This window comes from Roseovarius halophilus (ex Wu et al. 2025), assembly GCF_047086965.1.
Window position 1 is genome coordinate 1 of sequence record NZ_JBKOTX010000161.1, and the last position, 12,337, is coordinate 12,337.

The window sequence follows — 12,337 nt, forward strand, 5'->3', positions numbered from 1 at the left end:
GCAGCATTCGCGCCTCGGCCGCGACGCGCGGGCCGGTCTTGGCGACCACGCGCCCGCCATCCGCAAGCCGCGCAAGCCAGACATCCGACAGGTCGCCGCCATGCAGCGGGGCAAGGTCAGCGACCTCGCGCCCGAGCGCGCCGGCGATCCGTCGGGCAAGGGTCATCCGCGGTAGGTGACCGCGGCCTCCCCGGCGGTCATCGGGCCCTTTGCCCTGTCGAAGCGCAGGTAGGCGATGCCCTTGCCATCGGCCTGCGTGTAGAGCGTGCCGGCCGGTTTTTCGCCGGCCGTGATCGCGGTGCCCACGGGGGCGGCGCCTGTCACGTCGACCGTGACGAGGCCCTTGCGCAATTCCGTCTTGTGCTTCATCCGCGCGGTCACTTCCTGCCCGACATAGCAGCCCTTCTTGAAATCCACGCCGTTCAGACGCTCGAACCCGGCTTCGAGGATCAGGGTGTCCGGGGTCAGCTCGATCCCGGTTTCGGGGATGCAATGGGCCACGCGGATCGCGTCCCAGTCGGTGCCGTCATCGCCCCCCTCGTCGCCGTAGAGCCGCCAGCCGAGCGCGTCATGGCGCGGATCGGGCAGGGCGCCGTCGGGGGCAGCGCCGGTGCCGCGCCGCACCTTGATGTCCCTTGGCGAAATCTCGACATCGGCGCGCAGCTTGTACATGGTCAGCCGTTGCAAAAGCTGCTGCGCGAGGTCGTCGTTGACGTCGAGCCATATCGCGCCGTCGCGGCGCAGCAGGAAGAAATCGGCGAGGTATTTGCCCTGCGGGGTCAGGACCGCGGTGTACAGCAGCCCTTCGTCCAGCTTGGCCAGATCGTTCGTGATCAACCCTTGCAGGAAACTTTCGGCGTCGCTGCCCGTGATCTCGAATATGGCGCGTGACATGGGGCCTCCCGTCTTGTGGCTGTCCGTAATATAGGTTCGGGGACGCGGGGCAACAGGGGGGTCGTACATGCGCGCGCGCCTTTCGGTGATCATGCCGACACTGAATGCCGAATCCGGGCTGCGGGACAGCCTGCCGGCGCTGGCCGAGGGGCTGGAGGCCGGGTTGATCCGCGAACTGGTGATCTCGGACGGCGGGTCCGACGATGCCACCTTGGCGGTGGCCGATGCCGCCGGGGGGGTCTTGGTGACGGGGCCGCCGTCGCGCGGCGGTCAGTTGCGGCGCGGCGCGGCGGCGGCGCAGGGCGATTGGCTGCTTTTCCTGCATGCCGACACGGTGCTGCCGCCCGGCTGGACCGAGGCCGTGCGCGGGCAGGTCGCGACCGGCCGGGCGGCCTGTTTCCGGCTGCGTTTCGACTCGCCCGGGCTGATGCCCCGGCTGGTGGCCGGCTGGGCCAACCTGCGCACGCGGCTTTTCGGCCTGCCCTATGGTGATCAGGCCTTGCTGCTGCCGCGCGCGCTGCATGACGCGGTGGGCGGCCATCCCGATATCCCGCTGATGGAGGACGTGGCGATGGCGCGGGCCCTGCGCGGGCGGCGCGACCTGCTGGCGCTCGCGGTCACGACCAGCGCGGCGAAATATCGGCGTGACGGCTGGCTGCGCCGGGGCGCGCGCAACCTGTGGCGGCTCGTCCGGTACCTTCTGGGGGCGGATCCGGCCCGGCTGGCGCGGCGGTACTGAGGTCAGAAAACCGGTTTCCTCGCGCGGTCGAAGCCCGCCTGAATGGCGTCGCGGTCGTATTCCGTGGCCACCCAGTGCTCGAAGCCGATGGGCGATTGCGCGGCGCGGGCCTCGTACTGGTCGAGGATGTAATCAAGCACGCCGGTGCGTGACCATTTCAGATGGATGTATTTCAGCCCCAGCATCCGCCGCGCCTCGGCCACGGGGCGCTCCTCGATCACCAGAAGGTAGATGGCCGAGGCGAAGCCTGCCCGGTCGGCGCCGGATTTGCAGTGCATCACGAACGGTTTCTCGATATGGCGGAAGGCGTCGATGACGGCGAGTATATCATCGCGCGGGGCCGCGTAGCGCGCGTGCAGCGTGCAGTTCACGAGGGTCAGGCCGAGCTGGCGGCAGCTTTCCTCCTCGGCCAGGTAGTGCGCCGCCCCGGCCGCGCCGCGCAGGTTCAGCACGCTGCGGATGCCCATCGCCTTGAGCTTGACGAAACGCTCATGCGTGGGATGGTTGGACCGGTAGACGCCCGGCGCCACCTCGAAGAAGTTGGTCCAGACCTTGCGCAGGACGGCATGATCGAACCACAGGTTGTATATGTGCGCGCGGCGCCGGTTCTCGGGCGTGGACAGGTCGGTATTGTAGGAGGCACGCAGCCTGCGTTCCCAATCGGAAATCCGTTTGAACAGCTTCATGCGGTGCGCACTCTCGGTCTGGGGCGGTCAGCCGCCGACATTGGCCCCGTCTAGGGCGAAGGGCAGGGCAAGGCAAGCCGATTGACGGTGCGGGACAGGCGGGTAATGTCCGCAAGAGCCCCAGCGGAGATCCCTTTCATGAACCTGTCCCACGGCCGTTCCTACCTTGCGATTCCCGGCCCCTCCGTCGTGCCTGACGACGTGCTGCGCGCGATGCATCGCGCGGCCCCCAACATCTACGAAGGCGACCTGATCGAGATGACCGCCGCGCTCGTGCCCGACCTGAAGGCGGTGGCGCGCACCGGCGGGCAGGTCGCGATCTATATCGCGAACGGGCACGGCGCGTGGGAAGCCGCGCTTGCCAACGTGCTGACCCCGGGCGACAAGGTGCTGATCCCTGCGACGGGCCGGTTCGGCCACGGCTGGGGAGAGGTGGCGCGCGGGCTCGGGCTGGATGTGCAGATCCTTGATTTCGGGCGCAAAGCCCCGGCGGACCCGGCAAGGATCGAGGCCGCGCTTCGCGCCGACACGGCGCGCGATATCAAGGCGGTGCTTGCCACGCACGTGGATACATCGACCTCGGTGCGCAACGATATCGCCGGGATTCGGGGCGCCATGGACGCCGCGGGCCACCCGGCCTTGCTGATGGCCGATTGCATTGCCTCGCTGGCCTGCGACCGGTTCGAGATGGATGGCTGGGGCGTGGATGTCACCGTGGCGGCCAGCCAGAAAGGCCTGATGGTGCCGCCCGGCCTGGGCTTCGTGTGGTTCAACGATCGCGCGGCCGCCGCGCGCGCCGCGCTGCCGCGCGTCAGCCGGTACTGGGACTGGGGCCCGCGCGCCGACCCTGAAAGGTTCTACCAGTATTTCGGCGGCACCGCGCCCACGCATCACCTGTACGGGCTGCGCGCCGCGCTGGACATGATCGCGGCCGAGGGGCTGGAGGCCGTCTGGGACCGGCATGCGCAGCTGGCCAGGGCGATCTGGGCGGCGTGCGATGCGTGGGCGCAGGACGGGCCGCTGAGGCTGAATGTCGCCGCACCCGAAAACCGCAGCACGGCCGTCACGTCGCTGGCCATTGGCGCGCCGAACGGCACGCGCCTGCGCCGCTGGTTGCAGGACAATGCCGGCGTCACGCTGGGGATCGGGCTGGGCATGGACACGCCCGCCGATCCCGGCTCCGACGGGTTCTTCCGCATGGGGCACATGGGGCATGTGAACGCGCACATGGTGCTGGGAATGCTCGCCTCGGTCGAGGCCGGGCTGACCGCGCTCGACATTCCCCGCGGGCGCGGCGCGCTGGAGGCCGCGGCGCGCGAGGTGGCCGCTGACTAGGCGCGCCGCCCGCGTCGTGACAGCCGGCTGATGAGCTTGTCGAGCACGAATCCCGCCAGAAGCACTGCCGGCAGCCCGAACGTGATCCAGAGAACCGTCAGCATCCAGAACAGGTTGATCAGCCCCATCACGAGGGCGGCGTTGGTGTAGTTGGGGGCGGCAGGCATGATTCCACGTCGCATGGGCGGAGTTTACCGCGATTTCCGCCCGTGTCAGGGAAAATTTTCGGCCCGGCCGGTCACCCGCGCAGATCGGAAAGGACCCGTGGCAGGGTCCGGGCCAGGACCGCCATTTCCGCCGGGGGGCCGCAGCTGATGCGGATGCAGCGGTCCAGCGGGGCGACGGCCGGCATGCGCACGAAGACGCCGCGGGCCAGCAGACCTTCGAGAACCTCGCGGGCGAATGCCCCGTCGGCGCCGCAATCCACCGCCACGAAACTGGTGGCCGAGGGCAAGGCCGTCAGCCCGTTTTCGCGGGCGATACGCTCGATTTCGGCGCGTGATTGCGCCATGCTGTCCTGGACCTGCTGCAGCCATGCCCGATCATGCAGGGCTGCCAGCGCCCCGACCTGCGCGACGCGGTTCACGCCGAAATGGTTGCGGATCCTGTCGAAGGCGCGGATCAAGTCCGCCGCGCCCACGGCGTACCCGACGCGGGCGCCGGCCATCCCGTAGGCCTTGGAAAAGGTGCGCATCCGGATCACGCGCGGGTCGTCGGGCGCGATCGGCGGGACGGTGTCGGCAGGCGCGAACTCGACATAGGCCTCGTCCAGCAGCAGGAGGCAGCCGTCGGGCAACGTGTCGAGCGCGGCGGCGATGCGCTCCCCCCTGTGCCGCGTGCCCATCGGGTTGTCGGGATTGGCAAGGTAGACCAGCTTGGCGCGTGTTTCCCGTGCGCGGTCGAACAGCGCGGTGATATCCTCGTGATCGTCGCGATAGGGCACCTTGTGCAGTGCGCCGCCGAAACCGGCCACGTGGTAGTTGAAGGTCGGATATGCCCCCTCCGAGGTGACGACCGCATCGCCCGGCGCCACGAGAAGCCGCACGAGGTTGCACAACAGCCCGTCGATACCTTCGCCCACCAGCACGTTTTCGGGCGCCGCGTTCATGTGCGCGGCAAGGGCAAGGCGCAGGTCATGGCTGCCCGGGTCGCCGTATTTCCAGATATCGGCCAGGGATTCGCGCATGGCGTCGATGGCCGCGGGCGACGGGCCGAAAAGGTTCTCGTTGGCGCCGAGACGGGCGGCGAACGCCTCCCCCCGGGCGCGCTCCTGTTCTTCGGGGCCGACGAACGGCACGGTTGCGGGAAGGGATTGGACGAGGTCGGTGTAGCGTGGTCCTGTCATGCGGGCAGATAAGGCCATCACGGGCCCGGTTGCAAGCCGAACCGCGCGCGCGCCCTGCGGGCCACGCGTCGCCCCTGATTGATTTCGATCATATTCAAGGCGCTTTGCCGGCGGCACGCTCGGCATGACATGATCGGAGTCAGGAAAGCCACATGACCAAGGATACCCCCGCCGCGCTTTCGCCCGACCGGTTGCGATGGCAATGCGACGCGGACGCAATGCCCGATGTTGCCGGGCCGAAAACCGGGAGTGACGAGCCTGTCGGCCAGGCGCGCGCGATAGACGCGCTCAGGCTGTCGGTCGACATGTCGCACAAGGATTTCAACCTTTTCGTTCTGGGGCCCACGGGTACGGGGCGCCACACCGCCGTCGAACGGATCCTGCATGAATACGCCGAGCGTCGCGAAAGACCGTCGGACTGGGTTTACGTCAACAATTTCGACACCCCGCACCGGCCCGTCGCGATGCGCCTGCCCTCCGGTACTGCCAAGCGTTTGAGCGCGGAGATGCAGGGCGTGGTGGACGACCTGGCAAGCGATATCCCGGCCTTTTTCGAATCCGAGGAATACCAGACACAGCGCCGCGCCCTCGACGAGGAGTTCGGTTCCCGCCAGGAGGAGGCGATGGCGCAGTTCGCGGAACGGGCCCGCAAGGCGGGTGTCGCGGTGCTGCGCACGCCGATGGGCTACATGGTGGCCGCCATGCGCGACGGCGAGGTCATCAAGACCGAGGAATACCAGAAACTGCCGAAGGAAGAGCAGGAGGCGATAGACGAGAAGATCTCGCGCTTCCAGGATGATCTGGCAAAGGTTCTGGGCCGGGCCCCGAAACTGGCCCGCGAGCACCGGTCGCGGCTTGAGACGCTGAACGCGGAAATGGCCGAACGCGCGGTCTCGGCCCGCATTTCCGAGGCACGGGAACGGTTCGCCGATATCGATCAGATCGTCGAGTACCTGGAGCAGGTCCGCACTGACATGATCACCAATGCCGAGCTGTTTCTGCAATCGTCGCGCTCCGGCAATGACGGGCCTTTCCCCGCTTCCACCGCCAAGTCCCACGGTGACCCGGCGTTCCACCGCTACATGGTCAACGTCATGGTGGCGCCGGCGGACGGTGCGGAGGCGCGCGCGCCGGTCGAAACCGAGGAACTGCCGACGCTGGACAGGCTGGCCGGCAGGATCGAGCACATCTCGCACATGGGATCGCTCGTCACCGATTTCACGTTGATCCGGCCGGGTGTCCTGCATCGCGCCAATGGCGGGTTTCTCCTGCTCGACGCGCGCCGCGTCCTGTCCGAGCCGTTCGCGTGGGATGCGCTCAAGCGGTGTCTCAGGCGGCAGGCCATCACGATCACGTCGATGGCCGAGCGCATGAGCCTTGTCTCGACCACGTCGCTGGAGCCTGATCCGATCCCGCTGGACGTGCGTGTCGTGCTGATCGGGGATCGGCTGACCCATGCGCTTCTCCTGATGCTGGATCCCGACTTTTCGCAATTGTTCAAGGTCCAGTCCGATTTCGAGGAATCGGTGGACCGCGACGACGAGACAGCGCTGGAACTGGCGCAGTCGATCAGGCGCGATGTCGCCGCGCGGGACCTGTTGCCGCCGGACAAGGGCGGTCTTGCGCGTCTGTTGACCGAGGCCGCGCGCATTTCCGACGACGCGCGCAAGCTGTCGCTGCGGCTGGACATGCTGTCCGACATCTTCCGCGAGGCGGAATATTACGCGCGCGGGCGCGGGGCGGAGGCCGTGGGCGCCGTTGACATGGACCGCGCCGTGGCGGAACGCGAACGTCGCGCCGCGCGTGTCAGGGACCGCATGCACGAGGCCATCGAGCGCCGCACGATACTGATCGATACCGAGGGGCAGAAGGTTGGCCAGATCAACGGGCTGTCCGTCATCAGCCTCGGGGATTACCGTTTCGGGCGCCCCTCCCGGATCACGGCGCGCACGCGGCTCGGGTCCGGCAAGCTGATAGACATCGAGCGCGAGGTCGAACTGGGCGGGCCGATCCACTCCAAGGGCGTGATGATCCTGTCGGGGTATCTTTCGGCGACCTTCGCGCTGGACATGCCGTTCTCGCTTCACGCGACGCTGGTTTTCGAGCAGAGCTACGGCGGTGTCGACGGCGACAGCGCCTCCTGCGCCGAACTGCTGGCCCTGTTGTCGGCCTTGTCGAACCGCCCGCTGCGGCAGGATTTCGCGGTCACGGGGTCGGTCAACCAGCTGGGCGAGGTGCAGGCGATCGGCGGTGTCAACGAAAAGATCGAGGGGTTCTTCGACGTATGCGCCGCGCGCGGGCTGACCGGGGAGCAGGGCGTTCTGGTCCCGGCCGCGAATGTCGAGCACCTGATGCTGCGCGACAGGGTGGTCGAGGCCGCCAAGGCGGGCAGGTTCCGGGTCATTCCCGTCCGAACGGTGGACGCGGCGCTCGAGGTCCTGACGGGACGTCCGGCGGGCGTACGGGGCGAGGACGGCGCATTCGAGAAAGACAGCATCAACGCGCTGGTCGAGGCACGGCTGGAAGGTTTCGCGAAGGCGCGGCGGGCCTTCGTTGACCGCAAATCGGCGCCGGGCACGGGAGATGCGTCATGACGCCGGAGGTGCAAAGGGAACTCAGGCAGGTCATCCTTGGCGTGCGCAGTTTCGCCGATGCCGAGGCCGCGATGCCGTTTCTGGAGGCGTTGCTCGGCATGGGGCCGGCGGCCATCACGGGAATTCTCGTCGATGAAATGACGTCGGGCCTTGCCGTCGGACGGCGGCAGCGCGTCGTGACCGAAACCGGCGCGCTGATCGAGGTTCCCACGGCGCAGCGGGCGCGCGAGATCGCGCGGAGCGAGGCCCGCGCCATCCGCGAAAGCCTGTCGGCCGCCGCGCGGCGGTCTTCGGCGGAATGGCGCCTTGACCTTGCCGCGGGGGATCTGGCCGAGACGGTCTGGCGGGCCGCCCGGCAATCGGACCTCGTGATGTTCGGGTACCGGCCGATACGGAAATACCAGGGGCGGGTCGTGCTCATCCTCGACCCTGACGACCCCGAGCCCGATCTGAAGGCCGCCGCCGAGACCCTCGCGGCGTCACTGGGGACCGACGTTACCGTCATCGAGGCCCCGCTCGAGGAAAGCGCGGCGTTGGTCTCGGAAAAGGTCGACCGTCTGCATGCCGCCGTGATCCTGACCAGCCTGCATGCCGGACGTATCGCGACGATCAATGACCTGCGTCTTTTCCTGTCGGCGGCGCGCTGCCCTGTCGCGCTGTCGGGGATGGGCGACCTCGTGCAGGTGAGCGACGCGTCCTGACCGTGGTCGCCGGGCGCGTCAGTCGCGCGTGCCCGCGAAGCGGCTTTGCCAGTCCTCCCGGCTTTCATCCGTGATCTTGGTGAAAAGCACCTCGGGCACCTCGAAGCCGTGCCCGGGCGCCAGCTTGGCCAGTGCCGCGCCGACATCGCCGGGCCATTCGGTGTCATCCGTGCGCATGGCGCGCCGCATCGCGGCGGCGGCGTCGGGGATGAAGGGCGACGACAGGACGGCATAGAGCCGGACGAGGTTCAGCCCCAGCCGGATTTGCATGGCCGCGGTTTCGGGGTCTTGCTTGAAGGTGGCCCACGGGGCGGCCTCCTGCAGGTACTCGTTGCCCTCGACCCAGATGGCGCGCAGCTCCGCCGCGGCCTTGCGGACCTCGATGGCGTCCATGTGGGCCTCGTAGGCGCGGATGCGGCCGGAAAGCGTGTCGATCAGAGCGTTTTCTCTGGCGCCAAGTGCGCCGCCGGCGGGCAGTTCCAGCCCGAACTTGGAACGGCAGAACTTGGTCACGCGGCTGACGAAGTTGCCGAGGACATCGGCGAGGTCCTTGTTGACCGACGACTGGAAGTTTTCCCATGTGAATTCGCTGTCGGAACTTTCCGGCGCATGGCTGAGCAGCCACCAGCGCCAGTAATCCGCCGGCAGGATCTCCAGCGCCTGATCCATGAAGACGCCGCGGCCCTGCGACGTGGAGAACTGGCCGCCGTCGTAATTGAGGTAATTGAAGGACTTGATGTAGTCCACCAGCTTCCACGGCTCGCCCGACCCGAGGATCGTCGCCGGGAAGGACAGGGTATGGAACGGCACATTGTCCTTGCCCATGAACTGGGTGTAGCGGACGTCGTCGGCCCCCTTGTCGGTGCGCCACCAGCGCTGCCAAGCCGCGTCGTCCAGCCCCCGCGCCTCGGCCCATTCGGCACCGCAGGCGATGTACTCGATGGGTGCGTCGAACCAGACGTAGAAGACCTTGCCCTCCATGCCCGGCCAATCCTCTTCGCCGCGCTTCACGGGGATACCCCAGTCAAGGTCGCGGGTGATGCCGCGGTCCCGCAGGCCGCCCTCGTCGTGCAGCCATTTCTTGGCGATCGAGGTGGTCAGCAGAGGCCAGTCTGTCTTGGAATCGATCCACGCGTCGAGTTGGTCGCGCATGAGGCTCTGGCGCAGGTAAAGGTGCTTGGTCTCGCGCACCTCCAGGTCGGTGGACCCCGAAATGGCGCTGCGCGGGTCGATCAGGTCGGTCGGGTCAAGCTGTTTCGTGCAGTTCTCGCACTGGTCGCCGCGGGCCTTTTCATAGCCGCAATCGGGGCAGGTGCCCTCGATGTAGCGGTCGGGCAGGAAGCGCCCGTCGGCACGGGAATAGACCTGTTTCTCGGTCACCTCCTCGATCAGGCCGGCCTCGTGGAGCTTGCCGGCGAGATGCTGCGTGAGCTTGCAGTTCTGCGGGCTCGAGGACCGCCCGAAGTGGTCGAAGGACAGGCGGAAACCGTCCGAGAGGCCCTTTTGCACCTGCCACATCTCGGCGCAGTATTCCGCCACCGGCTTGCCCGCCTTGGCGGCGGCCAGTTCGGCCGGCGTGCCGTGTTCGTCCGTGGCGCACAGGAACAGTACCTCGTGACCGCGCGCGCGCTGGAACCGCGCGAAAAGGTCGGCCGGCAATTGCGAGCCGACAAGGTTGCCCAGATGCTTGATGCCGTTGATGTACGGGATGGCGGAGGTGACGAGGTGGCGTGCCATGTATGTCCTGCGCTTGCGTTGCCCGCCCCCTTTAGCGCAGCCGAACGGACAGGGCCAGAGGGTGCTGACGTCCGGTGACCCGGTTTTGCGCCCGGCCCGTGCACCTCGGGCGATGCGCGCGCAAATGGTGTTTGACCCATCGCCAAGGCGCTGCTAGCGGCCAAGTGCAGGCGCCGGCGGTGGCGCGCCCCATCTGGAAAGGCACGGGTCATGATCAAGGTACTCGCTTCGGTCTGGGCGCTGCTTCTGGGCATGATCCTGATCATGATCGGCAACGGGATGCAGGCCACGCTGATGGGCGTGCGCGGCGGGCTGGAGGGGTTCGGCACGCTGGAACTGTCGATCATCACGTCGGGATATTTCCTCGGCTTCCTCGTGGGTAGCCGCGTGGCACCCGAGCTGATCCGGCGCGTGGGGCATGTGCGTGTGTTCGCGGCGCTGGCGTCGTTCATTTCCGCGGGTCTCATCGCGTTTCCGCTGCTCACGGATCCGTACAGCTGGACGGCGATTCGCGTGGTTCTGGGCTTCTGTCTGTCCGGGGTCTACGTGACCGCCGAAAGCTGGCTGAACAACGCATCCGACAACCAGTCGCGTGGCAAGGTCCTGTCGGCCTACATGATCGCGCAGATGCTGGGCATGATCGCGGCGCAGGGGCTGATGAACCTTGGCGAGGCGAGCGGGTTCTTCCTATTCGTGATCCCGTCGATCCTCGTGTCGCTGTCCTTTGCGCCGATCCTTCTGTCGATCAGCCCCACCCCGGCCTTCGAGACGGCCAAGCCCATGAGCCTGCGGCGGCTTTACGAGAATTCGCCGCTGGCCAGCATCGGGACGCTTCTGCTGGGCGGGGTGTTCGCGGCGCAGTTCGGCATGGCGTCGATTTACGGGTCGGCCGCCGGGCTGAGCGTGGCCCAGATCACCAGCTTCGTCGCGGCGATCTTCGTGGGCTCGCTCGTCCTGCAGTTTCCCGTCGGTTGGCTGTCGGACCGGATGGACCGGCGCGTGCTGATCCTCGGGCTGGCCGCCATCGGCACGGTGGCCGGTGCGGGGGGCCTGTTGCTGGGGGCGCAGTTCGAGCTTTTGCTGGTGCTCGCCTTCATGGTGGGCGGCGTGGCCAACCCGCTTTACGCGCTCTTCATCGCCTACACGAACGATTATCTGGACGTCGAGGACATGGCGGCCGCGTCGGGCGGGCTGGTCTTTGTCTACGGGGTCGGGGCGATCGTTGGACCCATCGCGACGGGCCAGTTGATGGACTTGGTCGGGCCGGGCGGTTTCTGGCTGTTCATCACGGTGCTCTTCCTTGCCATCACGCTATACGCGGGCTGGCGGATGACGCGGCGGCCCGCGATTCCCGTGGACGAGACGGGCGCCTATCTGGGCGTGCAGCCGACCGCGTCGCCCGTGGCGCTTGCCGCCGCGCAGGAATGGTATGCCGAGCAGGCCGAGGACGACGAGGCGGCGGACGCGGAGGCATGAGGCGCGGAACGGCGCGGCCGGGCCTGCGGTATCGCGTCAATGGCGGGGCGGTATCGCGACGGTGCCGCGTTGCCCGCCGGGCGGGTGTCATTTCTCGATGCGGGCAATGATGCGCAAGCCGATTTCGTCAGCCACGAGGCCGGCATAGCCCGTCACGCCGAAGGCGGAACGGCTGACCGCGCCGGTGAGCATCACCGTCAGGCGGTCCAGATCGCCCGGGTCGGTTCCGTGCCGGCGGTACAGCCGGGCGTGCAGCGTGACCTGCCGGGTGATCCCGCGGATGGTGAGCATGCCGGTGATGGTGGCGCCGGACAGGTCGCCGACGATCCGCGTGGCGTGGAATCGGATTTCCGGGTGATGCGCGGTGTCGAGCAGCGATGCGCCCTTCATCGCCCGCGTGGCGAAGATGAACCCCGCGCGCACCCCCCGCGCGTCGAGCGTGACGTCGATGCGGCTGGCGGGCAGGCGGGCAAGGTCGAGCCATATGTCGGCCGACTTGACGGGCATCGTGCCGTGGTGGTGCGCATCGTTCAGCCGGTAGGTGAAGCCCACCTGCGACTGATCGGCGTTGAGCGCGTAGCGTTCGGGCGCCGCGTGCGCCGGCATGGCGATGAGGCCGGTGAGCGCGATCAGGGCGGCAAGGCGGGCGAAACACGGCATGGTCGCATGATAGACCATCCGCGGCGCGGGGAAACGATTTTCAGCCCATGTCGGCGTCAGGGGTCAGCCGCCAGTTTCCCGGACGGCCCGAGAGGCACCAGCGGCGCGGTGGCGCGGTGCGGGCGCGGCGGCGTTCGAGTGTCCACCGGCGTGCCTGCGCCGCATGGGCG

11 protein-coding genes are annotated in these 12,337 nt (G+C 67.9%); 5 read left to right on the top strand and 6 right to left on the bottom strand.

Annotated features, from left to right (window positions below; all coding sequences use genetic code 11):
* Positions 1-162: 162 nt before the first annotated feature.
* Positions 163-894 (bottom strand): YgfZ/GcvT domain-containing protein, encoded by a 732-nt coding sequence (locus ACH107_RS24225; RefSeq protein WP_412508056.1) that lies wholly within the window; start codon positions 892-894, stop codon positions 163-165.
* Positions 895-961: 67 nt separating this feature from the next.
* On the opposite strand from ACH107_RS24225, the gene ACH107_RS24230 reads away from it, so the two are divergent.
* On the top strand, positions 962-1,633 hold the full coding sequence (locus tag ACH107_RS24230) for a TIGR04283 family arsenosugar biosynthesis glycosyltransferase (RefSeq protein ID WP_412508057.1): 672 nt from the start codon (positions 962-964) through the stop codon (positions 1,631-1,633).
* Positions 1,634-1,635: 2 nt separating this feature from the next.
* Here the strand turns inward: ACH107_RS24230 and ACH107_RS24235 are convergent, their stop codons facing one another.
* Positions 1,636-2,319 carry a tyrosine-protein phosphatase gene (locus ACH107_RS24235; RefSeq protein ID WP_412508059.1) on the bottom strand — a complete coding sequence of 228 codons (684 nt, stop codon included), beginning with the start codon at positions 2,317-2,319 and terminating at the stop codon, positions 1,636-1,638.
* Positions 2,320-2,457: 138 nt separating this feature from the next.
* Here ACH107_RS24235 and ACH107_RS24240 point away from each other — a divergent pair, with 138 nt between their 5' ends.
* Positions 2,458-3,654 carry a pyridoxal-phosphate-dependent aminotransferase family protein gene (locus ACH107_RS24240; protein ID WP_412508060.1) on the top strand — a complete coding sequence of 399 codons (1,197 nt, stop codon included), beginning with the start codon at positions 2,458-2,460 and terminating at the stop codon, positions 3,652-3,654.
* Here ACH107_RS24240 and ACH107_RS24245 read toward each other — a convergent pair.
* Together ACH107_RS24245 and ACH107_RS24250 are read right to left on the bottom strand one after the other, a co-directional pair.
* Complete coding sequence (locus ACH107_RS24245; protein WP_412508062.1) at positions 3,651-3,836, bottom strand: hypothetical protein; 186 nt, start codon at positions 3,834-3,836, stop codon at positions 3,651-3,653. The genes ACH107_RS24240 and ACH107_RS24245 overlap by 4 nt on opposite strands.
* A 56-nt stretch (positions 3,837-3,892) precedes the next feature.
* On the bottom strand, positions 3,893-4,999 hold the full coding sequence (locus tag ACH107_RS24250; RefSeq protein ID WP_412508063.1) for a pyridoxal phosphate-dependent aminotransferase: 1,107 nt from the start codon (positions 4,997-4,999) through the stop codon (positions 3,893-3,895).
* A 152-nt stretch (positions 5,000-5,151) separates the two neighbouring features.
* Here ACH107_RS24250 and ACH107_RS24255 point away from each other — a divergent pair, with 152 nt between their 5' ends.
* On the top strand, positions 5,152-7,593 hold the full coding sequence (locus ACH107_RS24255) for a Lon protease family protein (protein ID WP_412508065.1): 2,442 nt from the start codon (positions 5,152-5,154) through the stop codon (positions 7,591-7,593).
* Positions 7,590-8,294, top strand: coding sequence for a hypothetical protein (locus tag ACH107_RS24260; protein ID WP_412508066.1), 705 nt, complete (start codon positions 7,590-7,592; stop codon positions 8,292-8,294). Before ACH107_RS24255 ends, ACH107_RS24260 begins: the two co-directional genes overlap by 4 nt.
* 18 nt (positions 8,295-8,312) lie before the next feature.
* Here ACH107_RS24260 and metG read toward each other — a convergent pair whose 3' ends face one another.
* The gene (gene metG, locus ACH107_RS24265; RefSeq protein WP_412508067.1) at positions 8,313-10,031 is read right to left on the bottom strand and encodes a methionine--tRNA ligase; all 1,719 of its coding nucleotides are present in this window, start codon (positions 10,029-10,031) and stop codon (positions 8,313-8,315) included.
* Between the two features lie 210 nt (positions 10,032-10,241).
* On the opposite strand from metG, the gene ACH107_RS24270 reads away from it, so the two are divergent.
* Positions 10,242-11,507, top strand: coding sequence for an MFS transporter (locus ACH107_RS24270; RefSeq protein ID WP_412508068.1), 1,266 nt, complete (start codon positions 10,242-10,244; stop codon positions 11,505-11,507).
* 87 nt (positions 11,508-11,594) lie between these two features.
* On the opposite strand, the gene ACH107_RS24275 is transcribed toward ACH107_RS24270, so the two are convergent.
* Positions 11,595-12,167 (bottom strand): YceI family protein, encoded by a 573-nt coding sequence (locus tag ACH107_RS24275; protein ID WP_412508069.1) that lies wholly within the window; start codon positions 12,165-12,167, stop codon positions 11,595-11,597.
* Positions 12,168-12,337 lie beyond the last annotated feature (170 nt).